Source organism: Amycolatopsis sp. NPDC114484 (assembly GCF_055633755.1).
In genome coordinates this window covers 195905-216283 of the sequence record NZ_JBVKDQ010000012.1, presented here as the reverse complement: position 1 = coordinate 216283, position 20379 = coordinate 195905, and the positions used below count along the sequence as shown (strand labels likewise).

The following is a 20379-nucleotide window of genomic DNA, read 5'->3' as shown; positions in this document are numbered from 1 at the left end:
GTCAGAACCGCCGGGCGAACGGAAGGGGCCGGCGCATCCGCACCAGCAGCAGCAACGGGATCAGCACGTAGGGCAGGTTGAACGCGAGGAACTTGCCCGGGTTGCCGGTGCGGGTCGCCGGGTCGCCGAAGAACTCGACGCCGAACACGACGATCCCGGTGAGCGTGGCGATCATCGTCGCGTAGATCACCGCGAACAGCTGGATCCCGTTGCGGCCCGCGACGAGACACCAGACCAGCACGACGTAGAACGGGAGGTAGACGAACGCGGAGAGCCCGGTGACGATCCGCATCCAGTCCGGCGGGTGCGTGAAGAGCGGGTCGGCGTCGTGGGCGTACCAGTAGTTGGAGTCGACGAAGAAGTCGCCGGTCGGACGCGAGAAGTCGACGCCGATCGTCGGCAGCAGGTCGCTGATCAGCGACGTCACCGTGAAGACGGAGAAGATCGCCGCGAAGAAGATGTCGATCTTGCGCTCGCGCAGGGGCAGGTTCGCCGTCATCGGCGGATTCTACGGCGGCGCCCGGCGATTCCGGCAGTAAAGTCGCGGTCATGAACGCGTTCCAGGTGTGCCTCTGGGTTTTCGCGGGCGTCTGCGCCGGCTGCTGGCTGCTGTCGGTGCTCACCAGGGAGTACTCCTGGGTGGACCGGATCTGGTCGGTCGTCCCGGTCGTCTACGCCGGGATCTTCGCCGGGCACGCGGGGTTCGCGGACGCCAGGCTGAACCTGCTGTTCGCGCTGGTGTTCCTGTGGGGCGCGCGGCTGACGTTCAACTACGCGCGCAAGGGCGGCTACGCGCCCGGCGGCGAGGACTACCGCTGGGCCGTGCTGCGCGGCCGGATGGCTCCGTGGCAGTTCCAGCTGTTCAACCTCTTCTTCATCACGCTCTACCAGAACGTGATCCTGCTGCTCATCACGCTGCCCGCGTGGACCGCGCTGGACCACCGGACGCCGCTGGGCGCCGCCGACATCGTGCTGGCTGTCGTGTTCGTGGCCTGCCTGGCCGGCGAAACCCTCGCGGATCAGCAGCAGTGGAACTTCCACCAGTGGAAGAAGCGCGAGACGGCCGCCGGGCGCACCCCGGAACCGAGGTTCGCGCAGACCGGTCTCTTCCGCTTTTCCCGCCACCCCAACTTCTTCTTCGAACAAGCGCAGTGGTGGGTGGTGTTCCTGCTGGGTGTCTCCGCGGCGGGCGCGGTGACCTGGACGATCGCCGGCGCGGTCCTGCTGACCGCCCTGTTCGCCGGCTCGACGGTCTTCACCGAGAGCATCACCCTCGGCCGCTATCCGGAGTACGCGGACTATCGGCGGCGCGTTTCGCCGATCGTGCCGTGGTTTCCGCGCCGGGCGGCGCCCGCGTCCGCGCGCGAGGGATAGCCGGTACGTCCGGAATGTGGCGGTGGTCACGTCGATGCCGTGAACCGACGTCATGTCCGATGAGTCGGAAGGATACCGTTCGCTCAGTAGGGTGACGGTTCATACGACTGGGGGTGGACCCATGATCGGTTTCGAAACCGACGTGAAGGATCTGCGCAAGGCGAGCGGGTTCGTAGAGGACGCCGGGCACGCGGCGGAGACCGCGCGCCGCGGGGTGGACGGGCTGGACATGCCCGAGGCGGCCGGCCCGCAGGGCATCTTCGGCGGGTTCAGCCCGTTCGGCGGCGGTCCGACGACGGCTTTCGGCGGCTCGCTCGGCATGCGCCAGGTCGCGGCGGCGTACGAGTACCACCGCTCGAAGGTCGAGGAAGCGCTGGCGAAGCTCGCTTTCACCACGCAGCAGGCGAGCGTCGCGCTCGCGCGCGTGGCCGACCTGTACGAGAGCGCGGACGCGGAAGCGCGGATGGGCGTGCGCAACGCGGCAGGGGAGGGGCTCTGACGTGAGCGACCAGGAAAACTACTTCGGGCTGAGCGGCGGTTCGGGCGAGCGTCCGCGTGCGGAGCTGCTCGAGGGCATCTGCGAGGACCTGCAGCAGGGCGCGAACGACGCGCTGGACGGCGTGCTGGCGTTGCGCTACGCGGAGTTCATGCTGTTCGACATGATGGACGGCCTCTACGAGTCCTATCAGGACGAGGTCACGAGCATCTTCCGCGAGTTCTCCGAGGCCGATCTCAAGGACACCGGCTCGGGCCTGCAGGCGTTGATCAACTCTTACGAGCACATCTGGCAGGACCTCGGCCGCGGCTCGATGACGGAGCTGCGCCGGGCGAAGGAACTGATGGGCTCGTGGCGCGGCGAGGCGGCCGAGGACGTGAAGACGTATCTCGACCGGCTGTCGGAGACCTACGACCAGATGGCGACCGAGATCTCGGTGCTGGAGAGCGGTGTCGTCGCGGGCCGGGACAGCGTGTGGGGCGCCCGGGACGACCTCAACACGCTGGCCAAATCTTTCAAGGACGCCGCGGACAAGTACCAGAAGGACAAGGCCAAGGAGGGCGAGATCTCGCTGTCCAAGGTGCTGACGACGGCCTTCACCGTGGCACTGGTCGGGATGCTCGCCGCGGTCGCGACCCCGGCGGCCGCGGGCGCCGGGCTGACCCTCGCCGCCCAGGGCACGCAGGCCGCGATAGCCGGTGCGGGCGCGGGGCTGTCGGAGGTCATGGCCGAGGCCACGGCGCGGGTCGAAGGGGAGTCCTCGAAGGAGATCTTCGAGAGTTTCCTCGACAACGTCGAGAAGATCCGCTCGGGAATGGACCAGTCGGCCGGACGGCTCGCGGACAAGATCCGCGAGAAGGCCGACGGCCTGCCCGACATCCCGAAGCCCGCCGACGTGAGCCCCGGCGACTCGTTCGACCCGTCCAACTTCGAGACCTCGAACACCCCGAAGGACACGGAGAAGAAGATCCGGGACCGGGGCGTCGACATCGCGCCGGACGGTTCGGTGTCGCAGCCGCTGACACCGTCCACACTGGACTGATGTGTCCGGTCCGGAAGAACTGATCCAGGCACTGTCCGCGTTGTCGGTCGAGGCGTCCTCGCCCGGCAACGCGGTCACGGCCACCGTCAACACCGACGGTGTCCTCACTGGACTGAAATTGACCGGCGCGGTCCGGAATCTGCCGCCGGAGGAACTGGCCGCGCTGGTGCTGCACACGTGCGCCGAGGCGCAGCGGGAGTCCGCGCACCGGACGGCGGCGCTGCTGGCTCCGCTCGGCACTCGCGGGTATGTGATGGACCGGCTGAAGTGGCGGGCCGGGTTCACTCCGGACGTCGCCCCCGCGACTCCGCCCGCTGCTCCTCGGCGGCCTGCGCCGCCGGTCGAAGCGAAACCGCCTGCCGTGCCGGACCGGTCGAAACCCGTTGCTGCGCCAGGGAAGTCTTCCGCGCCGCAGGTGGCTGCCGGGCCCCGGCAAGCGGCGGGCGGCACCTCCGCCGCCCCGGGCGAGGGCGACTACCTCCGCAACCGCACCGGCGATCCCGAGCTTCCCGCGGAGCCGGAACGCCCGGTGAGCGACGAGGACTGGTACGAGGCCGGCGTGCGGTTCGACGAGGCCTGGTAGCCGCTCAGCTCAGCGTGCCCTCGTCGCCGAGCAGCTTGCGCAACCCCGGCAGGACCGCGGAAAGGTCTTTGCCAGTACGGAAAGCGACGACCGTCGTCTCGGTCTCGCCGGTGTTGCCGAACAGCGCGACGGTGTCCGCCATCGCGGCGTCGAATGCCGCTTCCGGGTCGCTCGTCTGCCCGCGCAGCCATCGGCGGAGGACGTGGTTGTGCGCCGTCACCACAGCAGCCGCCATGAGTTCGGCGCGCAGGGCGGTTTCTTCGCCGCCGCCCATCCAGCGGTGGACGAATTCCTGGAAAAGCCGTTGGTACTGCCGCGTGCCGGCGATTTCCCGGGCGCGCAGCGCGGGCACGCTGCGGGTGAGCCGATACCGCGCCAGTGCCAGATCGCCCTCGGCGACGTAATGCCGCAGCACCAGCCGCGAGGCCTCGGTGACCGCGACGGTCGCGGTGCGCGGGTCGGAACCGGCCAGCCGGGCCTCGATCGCGCTCAGCAGCACCTCGTGATCGGGGAAGATCACGTCCTCTTTGGACCGGAACGCGCGGAAGAAGGTGCTGCGCCCGACGCCCGCGCGATCGGTGATGTCGTCCACCGTCGTCTGGTCGTAGCCGCGTTCCTCGAACAGCGCGAACGCGGCCTCGGTCAGCCGTTGCTTGGCTGGTTTCTCGGGCATCGGGCCACCTTTCGCACGCACGCCGCGCCAGCCTAATCGCCCGCCGGCCCTCCGGAGCAGGGTGAGGTGGGCCACCCCGCGCTGGCCTACCGGTCGGTACTGAGTACCGTCATCATGAAACCAAGTACCGGAGGGATGGGTGAGGCACGTGGAGCTCGTCGGCGTGGTCGGCTGCGGCCAGATGGGGGCGGGGATCGCCGAGGTGTGCGCCCGGGCCGGGCTGGCCGTCGTGGCGGTCGAGTCGAACCGGGCGGCCGCCGACGCGGGCCGGGCGCGGCTCGAGGCCTCGCTGGGCCGGGCCGAGCGCAAGGGGAAGATCGAGTCCGCGGCCGGCGTGCTGGAGCGGATCCGGATCACCGAGGACCTCGACGACCTGGCCGACCGCACGCTCGTCGTCGAGGCGATCGTGGAGAACGAGGCGGTCAAGGCGGAGCTGTTCGGGAAACTGGACAAGATCGTCGCCGCGCCGGACGCGGTGCTGGCGTCCAACACCTCCTCGATCCCGATCATGAAGCTCGGCACCGCGACGCAGCGTCCGGCGCAGGTGCTCGGCATCCACTTCTTCAACCCGGTCCCGGTGCTGCCGCTGGTCGAGCTGGTGCCGAGCCTGCTCACCGGCGACGAGACCACCGCCCGCGCGCGGAAGTTCGCCGAGGAGACGCTCGGCAAGCACGCGATCCTGTGCCAGGACCGGGCCGGGTTCGTGGTGAACGCGCTGCTGATCCCGTTCATCCTCGCCGCCGTGCGCATGCTGGAGTCGGGTTTCGCGACGAAGGAAGCGATCGACGAGGGCCTCGTGCGCGGTGCGGCGCACCCGCAGGGCCCGCTCGCGCTGGCCGACCTGATCGGGCTCGACACCACGAAGGCGGTCGCGGAATCGCTGTACGAGGAGTTCAAGGAGCCGCTGTACGCGCCGCCGCCGCTGCTGGCCCGGATGGTCGACGCCGGGCTGCTTGGCCGCAAGACCGGCCGCGGCTTCTACACCTACTGAGTTCCGGCTGACTTTCGACCAGGAGATCCCGATGAGCTTCGACCTGTTCAAAATCAACGAAGACCACGAAGCGATCCGCGGGGCCGTCCGCGCGGTCGCCGAAGAGCAGATCGCCCCGCACGCCGCCGAGGCCGACGAGCGCGAAGAATTCCCCAAGGCGTCCTACGACGCACTGGTCGCGTCGGACTTCCACGCGCCGCACGTGCCGGAGCAGTACGGCGGCGCCGGTGCCGACGCGCTGGCCACCTGCATCGTGATCGAGGAAGTGGCGCGGGTGTGCGCGTCTTCCTCGCTCATTCCCGCGGTCAACAAACTCGGCAGCCTGCCGCTGATCCTGGCCGCGAACGAGGACGTCAAGGCGAAGTACCTGCCGCCGCTGGCTTCGGGCGAGGCCGGATTCTCGTATGGACTGTCCGAACGAGACGCGGGGTCGGACACCGCCTCGATGCGGTGCCGTGCCACCCCTTCCGGCGACGACTGGATCCTCAATGGACAAAAGTCTTGGATCACCAACGCCGGGGTGTCGGAGTACTACACGGTTCTGGCGGTAACCGACCCGGACGGCCGCCGCGGCGCCAATGTGAGCGCCTTCGTGGTCGAGAAGTCCGACGCCGGTTTTTCCTTCGGTGCCAAGGAAAAGAAACTGGGCGTCAAGGGCTCGCCGACGCGTGAGCTGCTGTTCGACCAGGTGCGCATCCCCGGCGACCGGATGGTCGGCGAGCCGGGTCAAGGCCTGAAGATCGCCCTGCGGACGCTCGACCACACCCGCGTGACGATCGCCGCGCAGGCGGTCGGGATCGCGCAGGGCGCGCTGGACCACGCGCTGGCGTATGTCAAGGAGCGCAAGCAGTTCGGCAAGCACATCGCGGATTTCCAAGGAATCCAGTTCATGCTGGCGGACATGGCGATGGCGGTCGAGACGGCGCGCCAGATGGTGTACACCGCGGCCGCGAAGTCCGAACGCGGTGACGCCGACCTGTCCTTCTTCGGCGCGGCGGCGAAGTGCCACGCGTCGGATGTGGCGATGAGCGTGACCACGGATGCTGTTCAGCTGCTTGGCGGGTATGGCTACACGCGGGACTTCCCGCTGGAGCGGATGATGCGGGACGCGAAGATCACGCAGATCTACGAGGGCACGAACCAGATCCAGCGGCTGGTGATGGCTCGGCAGCTTTTGAAGGGCTGAGGTTCTTCCGGTTGTTCGGGCGGCTCTGGCTGCTCGTGCTCGGGCTCGTCGAGGCCGTCACGAGCGCCGGGCCGCTCGAACAGTCAGGTGCGCTTCCCCAGCCCCGGGTGTCCGCCGCTGACGATCCTCACCTGGCGTACCGGGTGCATCGGTCCGCTGATCCGGTTCTTCGTCCTGCCCCTGTCCGGGGCGAATGGTGTCGGCTTCGTGCCGCGCAGGCGGTGGATTGTTGCCCAGGCGCGAGCGCGGACGCCATTTTGCCGGACGGAATGGGACGGGTTCCGTTCGAAAACGCGGATGACGGCCTGAAGGGCCGCTTCGAGATCGCGTTCGTGGTGCCGAGCCTCGGCCGCGGGCTGCGTTGATCGCCTTTCCCGCCATTTGGCCCAGCCGTATCAGATAAATCGGATGGAACACCGAGGCTGTTGCAACAGCGGCTGCCTGTTCCTGGTCGGCCGTTAACCGTCCGCTGGGGTCGCTCGATCAGGACGCGGGCTTGTGCTGCCGATCATGCCGCCTCTGCGCCTTCACCACATCCACCGTCCGCACGCGGACCCAATCCAGCAGCCCCTGCAGCGGTGTCGTCAACTCCTGCCCAAGCTCGGTCAGCGAGTACGTCACCTTGGGTGGCGTAGCGGGCTCCACCTCGCGGCTGATCAAGCCGTCCCGCGTCAGGGTGCGGAGGTTTTGCGAGAGCATCTTCTCGCTGATTCCGCCGATCGTGTCGCGCAGTTCGTAGAAGCGCGCCGGTCGTTCGCGCAGCGAGAGCAGGATCAGCGTGCCCCAGCGGCTGCACACGTGGTTGAGCACGCCCCGGCCGGGGCAGTCGCTGTCGAACGCGTCACCCGGGTCCGCGGCGGCACGGCGTCCTGCCTCGATGCCTACTCCCATGTCGGGAGCTTACCTCGCGGTTCGTACTTACGAAAGGAAAGCTCAAAACCTACGGTGAGCCTCACTGCCACACAAGGAGGTAATCCCCGTGACCATGAGTCTGGTGCTCGGCGCCACCGGCAACGTCGGCCGTCAGGTGGTTGTTCAGCTGACCGAACGCGGCCTTCCGGTGCGCGCGCTGGCTCGGCGGCCCGGACAGGCCGACCTGCCCGGCGGGGTCGAAGTCGTCCCTGGCGATCTGTCTGATTTGGACAGTCTGCGTGCCGCGTTGCGTGGCGTGGACTCGGTTTTCTTGATGTGGCCGTTGATTTCCGGCGATCCGGCTCAGGGAATCGCGGAGACGATCGCTGGCAGTGCCCGTCGGCTGGTTCTTCTCTCTTCGGCCGCGGCGCGCAGTGAGTCGGACGACGCGATCAGCCAGGTCCATCGCGCGGTGGAGAAGGCGATCGAGCGCACGAGTCTGGAGTGGACGTTCCTGCAACCGCACGGCTTCGCGACCAACACGCTCGGCTGGGCGTCGCAGATTCGCGAGGACGGCGTCGTTCGAGGGGCTTACGGCTCGGTGTGCTCGACGCGCATCCACGAGGCCGACATGGCGGCGGTCGCGGTGGCTGCGCTGACCTCCGACGGGCACGTCGGCGCGAAGTACGACCTGACCGGTGCTGCCGCGCTCACGCAGGTCGAGCAGGTCCGGGTGATCGGGGAGGTGATCGGCCGCGAGACCCGCTGGGAGGAGGTGTCCCGGGAGGCCGCGCGCGAACTCCTCCTCGAGCGGATCCCGGCGAAGTACGCGGACGCCATGCTCGACGCGTTCGCCCGCTTGGCCGACCGCGAACCTGACCGGCCGACGACGACGGTGGAAGACGTCACCGGGGTTCCGGCGCGGACTTTCGCCCAGTGGGTGGCCGATCACGCGGGCGAGTTCAGGCCGGTGGAGCGCTGAGGAGGTCTCTCGCCTAACCTCTTCAGCAATTGCTAATATTCGCAATTGCCGAACCCTTAGGGCGCAGAGGGCAGGAACCGGAGGCGGCACCGTGAGCAGACCGCTCTACCAGCTGAAAGCCGAGTTCTTCAAGACGCTCGGCCATCCGGCCCGGATCCGGGTGCTGGAGCTGCTGTCGCAGCGCGAGCACGCCGTCGCGGAGATGCTGCCGGAGGTCGGGATCGAGCCGGCGAACCTGTCGCAGCAGCTCGCGGTGCTGCGGCGGATGGGGCTGGTCACCACGCGCAAGGAAGGGTCGAGCGTCTACTACTCGCTGACCAGCCCGCAGGTCGCGGAGCTGCTGGCGGTCGCGCGCGAGATCCTGACCGGCGTGCTGTCGGGCCAGGTCGAACTGCTCGACGACCTGCGCACCGCGCACGCGGGCGGCCCGCGTTCCCCGGAGAGCTGAGACGAACGATCCGACCGGAGGCGATGTGACGAGTGAATTCGTGCGGGAACTGAAGCGGGGCATCGCGGCGGCGCAGCGGGCGCTGGAGCACGCCGGCGAGGACGAGGCGGAAGGCCATCGCGAGCGGCTGGCCGAATTGCGGGAAATCGCGCAGCAGAACGGTATTGACCTCGGCGAGTCAGGCCGATGAGCTGGGCGCGCCCTGAGCTGGCGATAGTCGGGGACGGCGCGTCGGCCAGGGCGTCGCGGGTACCGGAGGACGCGCGGGCGATCCGGGAGCACACCGGCGTGCCGACGTCGGCGTTCACAGTGCGGTCGAGGGACGCGGCGGAGCTGGCAGCTGCCTTGCGCTCGCTGCCGGACGAGGTCGCGGCGGTGTACCTGACCGGGGCGGAACCGGCGAAAGCCCGTGCGGTGCAACGAGAACTCGCCGGGAGTGTTCCGGTGATCACCGAAGAGGAAACCGCCGGGATCGTGCTGACCGCAGCGGTGCTGATCCGGTCGCGACGGCTGCACGTCGCGCCGTTCGACGCGAAAGTGGTGGTAGCCGGTTCGGACACGATGCCGTTGCTGGTACCGCTGCTGGTGGCGTCCGGGGTGGGCGAGGTGGTGGCCTGGCGCCGCGACGACGCGGCCGGGTTCCCGCTGCCGGAGATCGCCCGGAACGCGACTGTGGTGGTCGATGCGGTGGGGGAGTTCGGGGGCGCCGCGCTGGTGCCGCCCGAGCGGAGCGCGGGATTGCTGCCGCTGCCGGGCCTGTTCGCGGCGCTGCCGCGGGGGTTGGTCGGGCGGGCGGTGTCTGATCCGTTGGCGAAACTGGAGGTGCACCGCGCCTGCGCGCACGCGCTGACGACGCTCGCGCCGGTGGATCGGCCGTTGCCGGAGTTGTCGGATCCGGATGTGGCCACCCGGGTGCTGGACGCGATCACAGAGGCGGTGCAGCCGCCTCGGAGGCGTTAGACGGTGTCCTCGAGACTCAGCCGATCGGACTGTAGTTGCGGGGTCGGTAGGGAGCGCCGTTGAGGGTGGTGCCTTCGAAACCGATGTGGCCTCCGAAGGCGGCGTTGTCGAAGTTTGCACTCTGCGTAGTGGCCTCGTGTTCGAAGACCGGGGCGGCCTCGAAGTCTGCGTCGCTGAATTTCGTGTTCCGCTTGAATTCTGTGCGGCTGAAGTAGACCACGCCGCGGAGGACGACTCGGTTGAACGATGCGTCGTTCTCGAAGACAGCGTCGTCGAAGCGAGTCGTGCCGGTGAACGTCACCTCGTGAAACCACGCGTCGCCGATGAACCGGGCACCGGTGAAGCGGGCGTTGTGCAGCGCGGCGCTGTTCAAAGTGAAGTCGAACAGCACCGCGCCCGAAAGGTCGAGTTCCACCCCGCTCCAGAACAGTTCCCGCGGGGTATCGGGAATGAGGTGCTGGAGCAGCAGCCGTTGCGCGGTGAGCCGGACTTCGCGTTCCTGCCGCGGTTCCCGGTCGGAGCTGCTGGCGGGAAGGTCGTACGGCATGCGGAGGCAGGCACTCAGCACATTGGCGATCGTCGGGCGCAACCGCGGGTTTTCCTGGGCAAGGCGGTCGAGCGCGTACAGACCGGCCAGCCGCACCGGAGCCTGTCCGGCTCCGAGTTGCTCGACGGCCTTGAGGTAGAGCTCGTTGATCCGCCGTTCGGTCGCGTCGTGGCGGGCGTCGTCGTTCGCCCGCTCGCGCAAGCGCAATTCCGCGCGTTTCGTCGCGAGATCCCGTTCGGCGGTTTGCTGGCGGCGAGCGGCCAGCAGGAGCGCCAGCGCGCCGCCGGTGCCCACCACGATCGCGCCCACTGTCCGGATGCCCTCCAGCCGGACGCGGTCCGCTTCGATGCCGTGCCCGTACCAGGCGAAGAGAATCCAGCACGCGCCTGACGCGAGCGCGGCCACCGCTACCGCACAGACGAGGATCGTCCGGCTGGAAAGGACACCGTCGGTCCGGGAATCGTCCCGGTCGTTCAGGGCGGGCCCGGCCATTCCTCCATGATCAGCCTTCCGCCAAGGGAAGAAAGCGGCAATCGGGGTGGAACCCGCTCCGCCATCCGGATGGTTCGCAAAAACCCGGAACGGTTCAGCGGTCGTAATACGTGGTCGGCCCCTCCGGCCATTGCCGCGTAGGCGGAGGAGGCGGCGGCTGCTCCGCCCGGCTGCTCCGCTTCCTCCGATGCAACGTCCGCGCGCTGGCCGCCATGCTGCTCACCAGCGAAGCGATCACCAGCCCGATCACCAGGTTGATCGCCGCCGTCGCGATCTTCGCCTCCCAGCCCACCGTGAGGGTGAGCGGCAGGACCACCGCGATGGCCGTGACCAGCACCATGATCCACCCGAAGAACTGGCCCGGCGCGGGCGTGGCCACGCTCAGCAGGTGCATCAAGCCGGTCGCCAGCAGGGCGACAGCCGCGGCGGAGATCGCGTACGTCGGCGTGCTCGCCTTGCCCCACAGTCCGTCGCCTTTAGGGGCGAGGACTGGCACGTCGAAGATGCCTCGCGCGATCAGCAGGCCCACCACCGCCACGAGCGCCGCGACTACCGCGGTGGCCACACCGCCCGCCCACAGCCTCCCCGCGTCGATGCCCGGCCGGGTGTCTTCCCCGTAATCGCCGGGGTAGTGCTGCGCCATCGGCTGTCCCTCCGTCGCAAACCGGTCGCTTCGATTGTCGCGCTAGTTCGGCTGCTCCGCCGGGTCGGCGGTTTTCGCCAGCGAACGCAGCCGGAACGACAAGACGACCAGGGTCACCCCGTAAATCACCGCGTAGATCCCGATCAGCAGCGCGACGCCGAACGCGCCCGCGATCGGGTGGAACAGCACGAGCACCCCGGCGATCACCGAAAGCGCGCCCGCGACGATGAGGAACGCCTCGCCGGTGATCTGCTTGCGCAGCCGGATCGCGGCGACGATTTCCATGATCCCGGTGACCACCGCCCACGCCCCGACGAGCGTCGCCAGCACCAGCACGGTCGCCCCGGGCCACACCAGCGTCAGCACCCCGGCGACGAGCCCCAGCACGCCGAGCAGCGCGTACGAGACCCGGAGCGCGCCGTCGCCCGGCCGGAACGCCTGCATGATCGCGCCGACCGCGTCGATCAGCACGTAGATCCCGAACAGGAAAGCCAGCGCCAGCACGGTGATCCCCGGCCACACCAGCGCCAGCACGCCGAACAGGATGCCCAGGATCCCGCGCGTGAGCACGAGCGGCCAGGCGCGGCGCGGATCGAGCACCGCGAAGCCGAGGACGGGCGGAATGGGCGTGGACATGGATTGCCTCCCGGGGGGTGTCGTGCTGACCTGGCGAAACGGTAGCCGGACCGGGACGCCGCCGCCGGGACCTCACCCGATCGAGGGCGCTACCAAACCACCGTCAGCCCGGCGAGCCGCCACGTTCCGGGGTCGGGTACCCGCTTCGCCTCGAGGACACGCATTCCGGGGAACCGGTCGAGCAGCGCGGTCAGCGCCACCTCCGCCTGCACCCGCGCGAACGACGCGCCGAGGCAGAAATGCGGTCCGTGCGCGAATCCGAGGTGCGCGCCGGCCGAGCGGCGGATGTCGAACCGGTCCGGATCGGCGAACACGCGAGGGTCCCGGTTCGCCGCCGCGATCGACACGGTCACCGGCTCGCCCTGGCGGATCTGCACGCCGTGCAATTCCAGGTCCTCGGTGGCCCGCCGGGGAATCGTCAGCAGCTGCGAGCCGCACCAGCGCATCAATTCCTCGACCGCGCCCGGCCACAGTTCCGGTTCCGCGCGCAGCAGTTCGAGCTGATCGGGATGCGCCAGCAGGGTTTCCACGGAATTGGCGATGAAATTCGCCGGAGTCTGCCCGGCCAGCACGAGCTGCCAGACGAGCGCGACGGCTTCCGTTTCCGTCAGGCCCGCATTGGTCAGACGCGCCAGCATCGCGCTGTCCGGATGCGCGACCAGAGTCCGCGAGCTGTCGATGATCCCGGGCACGGCGGTGGCGAACTCGTCGCCGGACACCTGGACGACCGCCGCGCCGTATTCGTGCCAGCGCGGCCGTTCGGCTTCCGGCACGCCGACGAGCGCGCAGACGACCTCCATCGGCAGCGGCTGGGCGAACTCGGCCAGCAGGTCGACCGGGCCTTCCGCGGGCAGCGCGTCCAGGTACCGGGCGACGATTTTCTCGATCTCCGCCCGGAAATCCAGCGCGCGGCGGGCGGCGAACGCGGGCGTGGCGAGACGGCGGAGCCGGGCGTGCTCGGCCCCCTCCATCTCCTGCATGGTCCGCAGATAAGGACGGCAGTGCTCGGGCACCTCCGGCCGCTGGTAGCTGGCCTCGCTCAAGGCGAACCTCCGGTCAGTGAGCATCGCGCGGGCTTCGGCGTGCCGCGTCAGCACCCACATCGGCGGGAAGCCGGTGCCGGTCAGCTTGGCGAGCGGGCCCTGCTCGCGGGCGGCGCCGTAGGTCGTGAACGGGTCGCTCGTGACGGCCGGATCGGCCAGGTCGAGTTCGGGAACGGGGGACAAGGGGGACACCGGGGAACCTCCAGATGGGCAATTCAGATGATCTCATCATATGAATGGTGGCGGTATCTTGGCAAGGAAGCGGACCGGGAGGACTCACGATGGCGCGGCTGACCAGGGCGCAGACGCAGGAGCGCAACCGGGCGAAGGTGCTGGCCGCCGCTCGCGACGAGTTCACCGAGCGTGGGTTCCGCGACGCCAAGATCGACGTGATCGCCGAGCGCGCCGAGCTGACCCGCGGCGCGGTCTACTCCAACTTCCCCGGCAAACGCGCGCTCTACTTCGCCGTGCTCGCCGCGGAAGCGGAGCGCTTCGCCGCCCAGCCGCCCGAGCCGGACCCCGGCCTCACGCCCGCGGAAGCGCTTGGCGCGTTCGCCCGTGCCTGGGTCGCCCGGCTGCCGCTGGCCACTGACCCGGACGCGCGCCTCGGGGTCGACTTGCTGCCGGAAATCCTCGCCGACGAACTCACCCACCGGCCGTACGCGCAGTTGCTGCGCTTCGACGCGATCGTGCTCGGCCTTGCGCTGGAACGGCTTTCGCCGTCGTCCGGACGGTTGGTACGGGTGGCGGAAGCGGCGTTGACGACGTTGCACGGGGCGAGCCAGCTCGCGGCCGCGGCACCCGGTTTCGGCGAGCCGTTCAACGTTGTGCGCGCGTGCGAAGCGTTGCCCGCGCTAGGACTGGTGGACACTTGGCCGGAGCCGCCGATCGTGCCGCAAGCGAGGGTGGCTGGGGAAATCTGGTCTCCGCCAGAGGTTTTCGACGCCCTGCGAGAGCGTCCGGCGCGGATCGACGGCGACGGAGTGGTCGCGGTGATCGGGTTGCACCGACTGTCCGCGGTGGAGGAGGCCCTGCGCGCGGCGGGAGCGGTCACACTCGTCGTAGTGACCGGTCAGCCGGGGGAGCTGGTGCCGTTGACCAATCTGGTTTTGGCGGACCTGCGCGGATTGCTGAAGCGGTCGTGCCCGGAATCGGCGTGGCCGGACGTGCGCGTGATCGTGGACGAGACCGGCGCGGTGGCTTCCGCGGCGGGGGTTTCGGCGGTGAGCGACGCGACCGAGACCGCGATTCGGGTCCACAATGGACACATTCTGCTGCGCGCCGAAGGCTACGGCGCCTGCCACGCCGCCGCGACCGGCACCGTGCCCGCCGAGTCCGGGGAGAAGCGGTAGCTGCGGCTCGGCGGGGCGAACCGGCCGGATTTCACCGGCGCGGAAGCACGCGGCCGGAAAGGAAAACCGGCACGGCCATCAGCGCGACGGCCGCCCAGGGCAACGCGCCGGGCGCGGCGCCGAGCACGATCCCGCCGATCAGCGCGCCGCCGGCGACGGCGCCGTTCCAGCTCGCGATGGTCAGCGACTGCGCGACGTCGGCCCGGCGTCCGGCCAATACCGCGGTGACCGCTTGGAAGGAAGTCGGCGCACCGCCGAAAGCCAAGCCCCACAACGCACTCGCGGCGAGCAGCAGCACCGGCTCGCGGCCGCCGAGGACCAGGATCGCGAAACAGCAGGCGGCGGCGCCGGCGCAGCACGTCAGCACGGCGCGGGGATGCCGGTCGAGGGCGATCCCGACCAGCCACAGCCCGGCCACCGTGGCGACGCCGAACAGCAACAGGCCGGTGCTCAACAGCGCGAGATGGCCGCGACCGGCGTAGAACGGCCCTAGGTAGGTGTAGAACATGTTGTGCGCCAAGGAAAAGGCGATGACCAGAAGCAGCAGCGGGCGCAGCCCCGGCGTGCGCAGCACCGTGCGGAGACTCGTCCGGGTGCCCGGTTCTTCGCCCGGCAGCGGCGGAACCACCGCCACGATCCACCACAGCAGCGGAGCCGCGACGAGCGCCATCCCGGCGAACACCCAGCGCCAGCCGACGAGAACGCCGAGCGCGGAGCCTGCCGGGACGCCGAGCGCGAACCCGATCGGCGTGCCCGCCATCGCGACGGCGAGCGCGCGGCCGGCCTGCGGTGCGGGCACGAGGCGCATGGCGTAGTTCGCCACCAGCGACCACAGAATCCCGGTGAGCGCTCCGGAAACCACCCGTGCCCCGAGCACGAGCGCGAACCACGGGGACAGCGCGACCGCCAGGTTGGCCGCCACGAACCCGGCGACCAGCAGGAGCAGGAGTTTCCGGCGGGGCATCCGGGCCGACGCGGCGGTCAACGGCAGCGCGGTGATCGCGGTGGTGATCGCGTACACCGTCACCAGCTGTCCCGCGGCGGCCGGGGACACCCCGAGGTCGGCGGCGGCGGGGAGCAGGATCCCGGCCGGGACGACCTCGGTCAGGCAGCCGAGGAACACCGAGGTGGCCAGTGCCAGCAGAGCGGACAGGGGCAGGGTGGTGCGGCCGGGCGGCGCCGTGATGTCCATGGTGGGGGTCCCTGGGTTCATGGCGGCCGGCCCGGCCGCACCGGTCACGCGGTGTGCAGCAGCAGGTTGTGCGATCCCTCGCCGGGATCGCCGACCTTGTCCTTCGCGGCCGCGTCGGTCAGGCCCTTGAGCACCGCGTCCGGGGCGGCGTCCGGGTGCGCGGACAGGTACATCGCGGCGACCCCGGCCGCTTCCGCCGAAGCGATCGACGTCCCGGAAACCACGCCGGACGCGCAGTCCCCGGCGCTGCTCGCGGTCCGGATGTCCTCGCCGGGCGCGTAAAGGTCCACGCAGCTGCCGAAATTCGACGACGGCACCCGCTGGTCGGCCGGATCGGTCGCCCCTACGGTGATCCCGGTGGTCTGCCGGGCAGGCGTGATGTCGCAGGCGCTCACCCCGGCGCCGCCGGAGCCGTTGCCCGCGGCGACGGTGTAGGCGAGACCGTTCTGGGTCATCTTGTAGAGCTGGATGTCGAGGACTGTGCCGCTCGGGCCGGCGAAGCTCAGGTTCAGCAGGGCCGGGCGCTGCGCGTTGAGGTTCACCCAGTCCAAAGCGGACAGGATCTGCTCGGACGTGCCGGTGCCGTCGCAGCCGAGAGTCCGCACCGATTCGACCGAAGCCTCTTTCGCGACCCCGTAGTGGCGGCCCGCGATGGCGGCCGCGACCTGGGTGCCGTGTCCGTTGCAGTCCGATCCGCTCTGGTCCCCGCCGAGATCGACCGCGTCGTACGCGGCGTGCGCGCGCCCGCCGAAGTCGTGGTGGCTCGTGCGCACTCCGGTGTCGAGCACGTACACGTGCACGTTCGCCGCGGTGTTCGGATAGGTGTAGCTGCCGTCGAGCGGAAGGTCGGTCTGGTCGATCCGGTCCTGTCCCCACGAAGGCGGGTCCTCCTGGGTTCCGGCCGCGGTGTAGACCTGGTTGTCCCCGACCGTGGTGACCGTGGCGTCGGTCAGGTACTTGTCGTGTTGCTCCCGGGTCAGCGAGATGGAAAACGCTTGCGAGACCGAGTAGTAGACCCGGCGCAACGTGCCGCCGTACTTGGCGATCAGCGCGTTCGCGGCGGCGGTGACCTTGTCCTTGTCTTTGTCCATCGGCTTGAGCCGCACGATGTACACCGCGTCGGCGCCCGCGTCCGGCGAAGCCGCCGCCGCGGGCAGCACCGGCAGCACGCCGGCCGCGGCGGTGAGCAGCGCCGCCAGCACGACGGCTTTCGGGGTGCGTTTCATGGTCGTCCCTAAGGTTGATGTTGTTCGGGGTGAGTGCCTCGGATGCCCAGGGCGATGGGGTGTGGCTGATGTGTCGTTTGCCGCACGGTGGCTCCGAAGGAATGGCCGCCCCGTCGGTCTGGCCGCCCTGGCCACTGATTCAGATCTGATGCGGACCGTCGCTGTTCAGGGACCTGTTGGCGGGGTTGACCTGCGACACCAGGAGAGCAAGCGTGACGGATCGCCCGCTGGTGCGGGTCGGTGTCGGCGTGGGCAAGGCGATGGACGCGGCGGGAATGGCGGTGTTCTCGCCGAAGGTCGCCAACGGCCAGGCCGCGACCTCACGGCCTTCGCCACCTCCGGACGGCTGGCCTCCTGCGCGGGACTCGTTCCCGTGCCTCAGGATTCCGGACGGATCACGGGAAACCCGCGGCGTCCCAAGCGATACAACCGCAGGCTGCGACGTGTGTTCTGCCTGGCCGCGCTGTCCAGCATCCGCGTCAGCGGACCGTCGCGGACCTTCTGCGACCGCAAGCGCGGCGAACGACTCATCCACGCCCAGGCTCTGCTGACACTGGCCCGTCGCCTGGTCGACGCCCTCTGGGCGCTGCTGCGCGACGGCCGAACATTCACTCCGACCGCGCCACAACCCACTGTCACGGCGGCTTGACACGATCATTCGGATTCCTTCGAGGGGCCTCCGCCGGGACCTCGGGGAATCCCGGCGGAGGCGGGCGGGGTCAGAGGTTGTTCAGCCAGGTGCGCAGGTCGTCCGGGCCGCTGCCCTCGTCGAAGCCGACCACCCGGCTGCCCTTCTCCTGGCCGCTGGAGACGTCGATCAGCGTGGGGATGTACTCGATGCCGTACTTGTCGGCGACGTCCTTGTTCTGGCCCTGTTCGCTCAGGTCCACCTTCGCCCAGATCCACTTGCCGTTGTCGGCCGCGTGGTATTTCTCCAGGTAGGGAGCCATCTTCTGACAGGGGCCGCACCAGCTGGCGTAGAAGTCCAGCACCACCGGCTTGGTCTTGGACATCTCCATCACCTGGTCGTAGTTGGCCGAGGTCACGTCGATGACGGTCTCGTCCCGCGGGGCCAGCGAGGCGTAGGACCCCGGGGCGGGGGCCTGCGCGGCGCTCGCCGGCGCCGCCGCGACGCCGCCGAGGACCCCTGCCGTCATCGCCGCGACGGCCGCGAACATCCGGATTCTGGTTCCCATGTTCTCTCCTCTATTCGGGGTGGTTGACCGGCACCGGCGCGGGGCGCGCCGGGGCTTCGGGGGGCGGGGCCGGTTTCGGTGGGATGGCCGGCTCCGACCCAGTCTTCGATTCCTTCGCGGTACTTGCGGACGTCGCGGTAGCCGAGCTCGAGCAGCCGGGCGCCGACGAATTCGCTGTTGCGGCAAGGGGTGTTGGCGCAGTAGACGACGATCGCCGCGGTCTTGTCCGGGACCACCCGCGGGGCGTGCTCGTCGGTGAACCGCGCGGCCTGCTCGTAGGGGAAGCCCGGGATGTTCCGGGCGCCGGGCAGGTGTTCGCGGGCGTAGTAGTCGGCGGGCATGGTGTCGACGACGATCACCTCGCCCCCGTCCATCGCGGCTTTCAGGTCTTCACGGCCGATCAGCGGCAGCACGGCGGTCCCTCCCTGGTTCCGGCGGCGGGTCAGCAGGCCCGCCGCGAGGTAACTGGCGAACGCCACGACCACCGAGTTGATCGTGGGAATCCCGAAATCGAAGACGAGCGCGAACGCCGTCCCGAGCGCCCAGCTGACCAGCGCGGCCGGCGCCCAGTCGCGGCCCGCGACCGCCTGGCCCCGGCGCAGGGCGGCGAAAACGGGACGGCACCGGCGAAGCACGAAGTACTCCGCGATCAGCACCCCGGCCACCGGCGGGGTGAGCACCCCGACCGCGGTCAGGAACCCGGCGAAGTGGTCGGCGATGCCGAGCGCTGACGCGGCCGTGCCGAAGACCCCGAGCACCAGCACCACGTGCACCCGGCGGACCTTCCGGTCGAACAGCACGTCCACGACGTTGACCAGGCCGAGCGAGGAGGAGTACAGGTTCCAGTCGTTGATCTTGAGGATCGCGGTGGCCAGCACCAGCGTGCCGAGCACCCCGGAGGAGGAGGTGACGATGCCGACGACGTCCGAGGTCGCGGCGGCGTGCGCGAGCAGCACGCCGATCAGCCCGATCAGGTACTCCCCGAGCGTCACGCTGAGCACGGTCTGCTTGACCACGTCGCCGCGGGTGCGGTTGAACCTCGTCATGTCCGGGGTCATCAGCGCGCCGAGGATGAACGCCCCGGACACCAGCGTGGTCGCCGCGCCGAGCGACAGCGGCGGTCCGGGCGGGGGAGCGGAAACCAGGGCCGCGAGCGAATGCGCGTGCAGCGCGTCCAGCACCGAATACCCCGCCAGCACCAGGAAAGCGGGCACGGTCAGGTAGGCGGTCCAGGCCATCAGGCGGAAGCCGTAGACGGTGATCACGGTGATCACCAGTCCGCCGAGCAGCGCCCAGCCCCATTCCGGCAGCACGCCGCCGAGGGCGCGCATGCCGTGCGCGAACACCCCGTTCTGCACGCCGAACCAGCCCGCGAGGCTGATCGCCACCAGCAGGCCGACCAGCGCGGAACCCTTCCGGCCGAACCCCGCCCAGCGGGCCAGCACCGAGGTGGACAGTCCCTCCCGCACCCCGGCGATGCCGAGCAGCACGGTGATGACCTCCAGCAGCACCGAACCGATCGTGATGGCCAGCACCGCGTTCCAGAACGTCATGCCGTAGCCCAGCAGCGCGCCGACGATGAACTGCTGGAACGAGGAGACCTGCCCGAACCGCTGCACCGCGACCGAGGGCCAGGACCGGCGGGCGGCGTCCGGGACCCGGGTCAGCGAATAGTCGTCGTGGCGATCGCTCATCGGCCGGTCGCTTCCAGCGCGGCTTCGGCGACCACCAGGAAACCCTGGCCGGCCCTGGGCCGGAACGCGAATTCCCGGTCGAAGAACTTCCGCAGAAACGGCACCCGCTGGTGGTAGACGAACATCGACCGCGGATTTCCGGTGACGATCCCGGAACCGGCGAACAACGGGAGTTCGGCGAGGAAGTAGCGGACCGCGAGCCGCAGTGCCCGCTCGTCCGGCACGTTTCCGGTCCGGCCCTGAAGCACCCAGGTGGAAGCGCCGTAGCAGGCGGAACGGAATGCGCGGTCGGTTTCGAAGTGGTTTTCCGCCTCGGCCAGCAGCCGCCGATAGGCGGGCAGTTCGCGCAGCCGGGCCATGCCGAGGATCCGGCTCTCCGGATCGGGCACGTCCAGCGCGCGCAGCGCGGCGGCGATCTTGTTGTGCACGTGGCAGGACTGCCGGTGCGCCTTCTGTTTCGCCCTGGCCGGCGGGTATCCGAGCGCTTCGAGTGTGTAGGCGGTGACCTCGTCCGGCACGAAAAAGCAGAACTCGGCGAAGTGTTCCGCGGTCCACGCGGCGAGCCGGGTCAGCCGTTCCGCGGTGAAATAGCCGTTGAACGGGCTCACCCCGACACAGGCGTGCCGGACTTCCGGATACAGGCGGGCGCAGCCGGAAGACAGCGGAGTCGCGTCGAACATGGGAGCCATCCACCTTTTCTCGTCTCGATTCCGCGTTTTTCCCGGCGGGGCGGGACTGGTGCGGCTCACTGTGCCGGGATCGGAGCGGCTC

24 protein-coding genes and 1 pseudogene are annotated in these 20379 nt (G+C 69.6%); 13 read left to right on the top strand and 12 right to left on the bottom strand.

Annotated elements, in window-relative coordinates; translation table 11 throughout:
- Position 1: 1 nt before the first annotated feature.
- Positions 2-499, bottom strand: coding sequence for an EXPERA domain-containing protein (locus ACZ7SW_RS27955; protein ID WP_470233329.1), 498 nt, complete (start codon positions 497-499; stop codon positions 2-4).
- 50 nt (positions 500-549) lie between these two features.
- On the opposite strand from ACZ7SW_RS27955, the gene ACZ7SW_RS27950 reads away from it, so the two are divergent.
- The 4 genes from ACZ7SW_RS27950 to ACZ7SW_RS27935 all read left to right on the top strand — a co-directional run bounded on the left by ACZ7SW_RS27950 (position 550) and on the right by ACZ7SW_RS27935 (position 3495).
- Complete coding sequence (locus ACZ7SW_RS27950) at positions 550-1374, top strand: DUF1295 domain-containing protein (RefSeq protein ID WP_470233328.1); 825 nt, start codon at positions 550-552, stop codon at positions 1372-1374.
- Positions 1375-1495: 121 nt separating this feature from the next.
- Positions 1496-1873: a hypothetical protein gene (locus ACZ7SW_RS27945; RefSeq protein WP_470233327.1), complete on the top strand. Its 378-nt coding sequence runs from the start codon at positions 1496-1498 to the stop codon at positions 1871-1873.
- Between the two features lies 1 nt (position 1874).
- On the top strand, positions 1875-2912 hold the full coding sequence (locus ACZ7SW_RS27940; protein WP_470233326.1) for a hypothetical protein: 1038 nt from the start codon (positions 1875-1877) through the stop codon (positions 2910-2912).
- Position 2913: 1 nt separating this feature from the next.
- Positions 2914-3495 carry a YbaB/EbfC family nucleoid-associated protein gene (locus ACZ7SW_RS27935; protein WP_470233325.1) on the top strand — a complete coding sequence of 194 codons (582 nt, stop codon included), beginning with the start codon at positions 2914-2916 and terminating at the stop codon, positions 3493-3495.
- 4 nt (positions 3496-3499) lie between these two features.
- On the opposite strand, the gene ACZ7SW_RS27930 is transcribed toward ACZ7SW_RS27935, so the two are convergent.
- Positions 3500-4168 carry a TetR/AcrR family transcriptional regulator gene (locus tag ACZ7SW_RS27930; RefSeq protein ID WP_470233324.1) on the bottom strand — a complete coding sequence of 223 codons (669 nt, stop codon included), beginning with the start codon at positions 4166-4168 and terminating at the stop codon, positions 3500-3502.
- Between the two features lie 139 nt (positions 4169-4307).
- Between ACZ7SW_RS27930 and ACZ7SW_RS27925 the strand changes: the two genes are divergently transcribed.
- The 3 genes from ACZ7SW_RS27925 to ACZ7SW_RS27915 are packed head-to-tail and all read left to right on the top strand — an operon-like array spanning position 4308 to position 6710.
- Positions 4308-5159, top strand: coding sequence for a 3-hydroxybutyryl-CoA dehydrogenase (locus tag ACZ7SW_RS27925; RefSeq protein ID WP_470233323.1), 852 nt, complete (start codon positions 4308-4310; stop codon positions 5157-5159).
- A 31-nt stretch (positions 5160-5190) separates the two neighbouring features.
- Positions 5191-6345 (top strand): acyl-CoA dehydrogenase family protein, encoded by a 1155-nt coding sequence (locus tag ACZ7SW_RS27920; protein ID WP_470233322.1) that lies wholly within the window; start codon positions 5191-5193, stop codon positions 6343-6345.
- A gap of 11 nt (positions 6346-6356) precedes the next feature.
- Positions 6357-6710: a hypothetical protein gene (locus tag ACZ7SW_RS27915; protein ID WP_470233321.1), complete on the top strand. Its 354-nt coding sequence runs from the start codon at positions 6357-6359 to the stop codon at positions 6708-6710.
- Between the two features lie 118 nt (positions 6711-6828).
- Here ACZ7SW_RS27915 and ACZ7SW_RS27910 read toward each other — a convergent pair whose 3' ends face one another.
- Complete coding sequence (locus ACZ7SW_RS27910; RefSeq protein WP_470233320.1) at positions 6829-7236, bottom strand: winged helix-turn-helix transcriptional regulator; 408 nt, start codon at positions 7234-7236, stop codon at positions 6829-6831.
- A 94-nt stretch (positions 7237-7330) separates the two neighbouring features.
- Between ACZ7SW_RS27910 and ACZ7SW_RS27905 the strand changes: the two genes are divergently transcribed.
- From ACZ7SW_RS27905 to ACZ7SW_RS27890, 4 genes are all read left to right on the top strand, one after another.
- Positions 7331-8179: an NAD(P)H-binding protein gene (locus ACZ7SW_RS27905; protein WP_470233392.1), complete on the top strand. Its 849-nt coding sequence runs from the start codon at positions 7331-7333 to the stop codon at positions 8177-8179.
- A gap of 91 nt (positions 8180-8270) precedes the next feature.
- Positions 8271-8627, top strand: coding sequence for an ArsR/SmtB family transcription factor (locus ACZ7SW_RS27900; protein WP_354744562.1), 357 nt, complete (start codon positions 8271-8273; stop codon positions 8625-8627).
- A gap of 25 nt (positions 8628-8652) precedes the next feature.
- On the top strand, positions 8653-8817 hold the full coding sequence (locus ACZ7SW_RS27895; protein WP_470233319.1) for a hypothetical protein: 165 nt from the start codon (positions 8653-8655) through the stop codon (positions 8815-8817).
- Entirely contained in the window at positions 8814-9587 is a 774-nt protein-coding gene (locus ACZ7SW_RS27890; protein WP_470233318.1) for a hypothetical protein, read from the top strand. Before ACZ7SW_RS27895 ends, ACZ7SW_RS27890 begins: the two co-directional genes overlap by 4 nt.
- A gap of 16 nt (positions 9588-9603) precedes the next feature.
- On the opposite strand, the gene ACZ7SW_RS27885 is transcribed toward ACZ7SW_RS27890, so the two are convergent.
- The 4 genes from ACZ7SW_RS27885 to ACZ7SW_RS27870 form a co-directional block, all read right to left on the bottom strand.
- Entirely contained in the window at positions 9604-10626 is a 1023-nt protein-coding gene (locus tag ACZ7SW_RS27885) for a pentapeptide repeat-containing protein (protein ID WP_470233317.1), read from the bottom strand.
- A 94-nt stretch (positions 10627-10720) separates the two neighbouring features.
- Positions 10721-11269: a DUF6069 family protein gene (locus ACZ7SW_RS27880; protein WP_470233316.1), complete on the bottom strand. Its 549-nt coding sequence runs from the start codon at positions 11267-11269 to the stop codon at positions 10721-10723.
- Between the two features lie 42 nt (positions 11270-11311).
- Positions 11312-11905 carry an HdeD family acid-resistance protein gene (locus ACZ7SW_RS27875; RefSeq protein ID WP_470233315.1) on the bottom strand — a complete coding sequence of 198 codons (594 nt, stop codon included), beginning with the start codon at positions 11903-11905 and terminating at the stop codon, positions 11312-11314.
- A gap of 89 nt (positions 11906-11994) precedes the next feature.
- A complete protein-coding gene (locus tag ACZ7SW_RS27870; RefSeq protein WP_470233391.1) occupies positions 11995-13131 on the bottom strand; it encodes a cytochrome P450 in 1137 nt (378 codons plus the stop codon).
- Between the two features lie 98 nt (positions 13132-13229).
- On the opposite strand from ACZ7SW_RS27870, the gene ACZ7SW_RS27865 reads away from it, so the two are divergent.
- Entirely contained in the window at positions 13230-14300 is a 1071-nt protein-coding gene (locus ACZ7SW_RS27865) for a TetR/AcrR family transcriptional regulator (RefSeq protein WP_470233314.1), read from the top strand.
- Between the two features lie 31 nt (positions 14301-14331).
- Here the strand turns inward: ACZ7SW_RS27865 and ACZ7SW_RS27860 are convergent, their stop codons facing one another.
- Positions 14332-15492, bottom strand: coding sequence for an MFS transporter (locus tag ACZ7SW_RS27860; RefSeq protein WP_470233313.1), 1161 nt, complete (start codon positions 15490-15492; stop codon positions 14332-14334).
- A 44-nt stretch (positions 15493-15536) separates the two neighbouring features.
- Positions 15537-16718 carry a S8 family peptidase gene (locus tag ACZ7SW_RS27855; RefSeq protein WP_470233312.1) on the bottom strand — a complete coding sequence of 394 codons (1182 nt, stop codon included), beginning with the start codon at positions 16716-16718 and terminating at the stop codon, positions 15537-15539.
- 310 nt (positions 16719-17028) lie between these two features.
- Between ACZ7SW_RS27855 and ACZ7SW_RS27850 the strand changes: the two are divergent.
- Positions 17029-17367 (top strand): annotated as a pseudogene (locus tag ACZ7SW_RS27850) (transposase); the annotation flags it as partial.
- Between the two features lie 70 nt (positions 17368-17437).
- Here the strand turns inward: ACZ7SW_RS27850 and ACZ7SW_RS27845 are convergent.
- From ACZ7SW_RS27845 to ACZ7SW_RS27835, 3 genes are read right to left on the bottom strand one after another with little or no spacing between them, the layout of a single operon-like run.
- Positions 17438-17914 carry a thioredoxin family protein gene (locus tag ACZ7SW_RS27845; protein WP_470233311.1) on the bottom strand — a complete coding sequence of 159 codons (477 nt, stop codon included), beginning with the start codon at positions 17912-17914 and terminating at the stop codon, positions 17438-17440.
- Complete coding sequence (locus ACZ7SW_RS27840) at positions 17872-19608, bottom strand: cytosine permease (RefSeq protein WP_470233310.1); 1737 nt, start codon at positions 19606-19608, stop codon at positions 17872-17874. The genes ACZ7SW_RS27845 and ACZ7SW_RS27840 overlap by 43 nt, the downstream gene beginning before the upstream one ends.
- On the bottom strand, positions 19605-20288 hold the full coding sequence (locus ACZ7SW_RS27835) for a tRNA-dependent cyclodipeptide synthase (RefSeq protein WP_470233309.1): 684 nt from the start codon (positions 20286-20288) through the stop codon (positions 19605-19607). The genes ACZ7SW_RS27840 and ACZ7SW_RS27835 overlap by 4 nt, the downstream gene beginning before the upstream one ends.
- Between the last annotated feature and the right edge of the window lie 91 nt (positions 20289-20379).

Excerpts from the sequence above, each read along its gene's own strand:
- ACZ7SW_RS27875 (WP_470233315.1), bottom strand. The coding sequence starts at position 11,905 with ATGTCCACGCCCATTCCGCCCGTCCTCGGCTTCGCGGTGCTCGATCCG.
- ACZ7SW_RS27945 (WP_470233327.1), top strand. The coding sequence starts at position 1,496 with ATGATCGGTTTCGAAACCGACGTGAAGGATCTGCGCAAGGCGAGCGGG.
- ACZ7SW_RS27835 (WP_470233309.1), bottom strand. The coding sequence starts at position 20,288 with ATGTTCGACGCGACTCCGCTGTCTTCCGGCTGCGCCCGCCTGTATCCG.
- ACZ7SW_RS27955 (WP_470233329.1), bottom strand. The coding sequence starts at position 499 with ATGACGGCGAACCTGCCCCTGCGCGAGCGCAAGATCGACATCTTCTTC.
- ACZ7SW_RS27890 (WP_470233318.1), top strand. The coding sequence starts at position 8,814 with ATGAGCTGGGCGCGCCCTGAGCTGGCGATAGTCGGGGACGGCGCGTCG.
- ACZ7SW_RS27905 (WP_470233392.1), top strand. The coding sequence starts at position 7,331 with ATGAGTCTGGTGCTCGGCGCCACCGGCAACGTCGGCCGTCAGGTGGTT.
- ACZ7SW_RS27840 (WP_470233310.1), bottom strand. The coding sequence starts at position 19,608 with ATGAGCGATCGCCACGACGACTATTCGCTGACCCGGGTCCCGGACGCC.
- ACZ7SW_RS27930 (WP_470233324.1), bottom strand. The coding sequence starts at position 4,168 with ATGCCCGAGAAACCAGCCAAGCAACGGCTGACCGAGGCCGCGTTCGCG.
- ACZ7SW_RS27910 (WP_470233320.1), bottom strand. The coding sequence starts at position 7,236 with ATGGGAGTAGGCATCGAGGCAGGACGCCGTGCCGCCGCGGACCCGGGT.
- ACZ7SW_RS27950 (WP_470233328.1), top strand. The coding sequence starts at position 550 with ATGAACGCGTTCCAGGTGTGCCTCTGGGTTTTCGCGGGCGTCTGCGCC.
- ACZ7SW_RS27855 (WP_470233312.1), bottom strand. The coding sequence starts at position 16,718 with ATGAAACGCACCCCGAAAGCCGTCGTGCTGGCGGCGCTGCTCACCGCC.
- ACZ7SW_RS27920 (WP_470233322.1), top strand. The coding sequence starts at position 5,191 with ATGAGCTTCGACCTGTTCAAAATCAACGAAGACCACGAAGCGATCCGC.
- ACZ7SW_RS27845 (WP_470233311.1), bottom strand. The coding sequence starts at position 17,914 with ATGGGAACCAGAATCCGGATGTTCGCGGCCGTCGCGGCGATGACGGCA.
- ACZ7SW_RS27885 (WP_470233317.1), bottom strand. The coding sequence starts at position 10,626 with ATGGCCGGGCCCGCCCTGAACGACCGGGACGATTCCCGGACCGACGGT.
- ACZ7SW_RS27880 (WP_470233316.1), bottom strand. The coding sequence starts at position 11,269 with ATGGCGCAGCACTACCCCGGCGATTACGGGGAAGACACCCGGCCGGGC.
- ACZ7SW_RS27860 (WP_470233313.1), bottom strand. The coding sequence starts at position 15,492 with ATGGACATCACGGCGCCGCCCGGCCGCACCACCCTGCCCCTGTCCGCT.
- ACZ7SW_RS27865 (WP_470233314.1), top strand. The coding sequence starts at position 13,230 with ATGGCGCGGCTGACCAGGGCGCAGACGCAGGAGCGCAACCGGGCGAAG.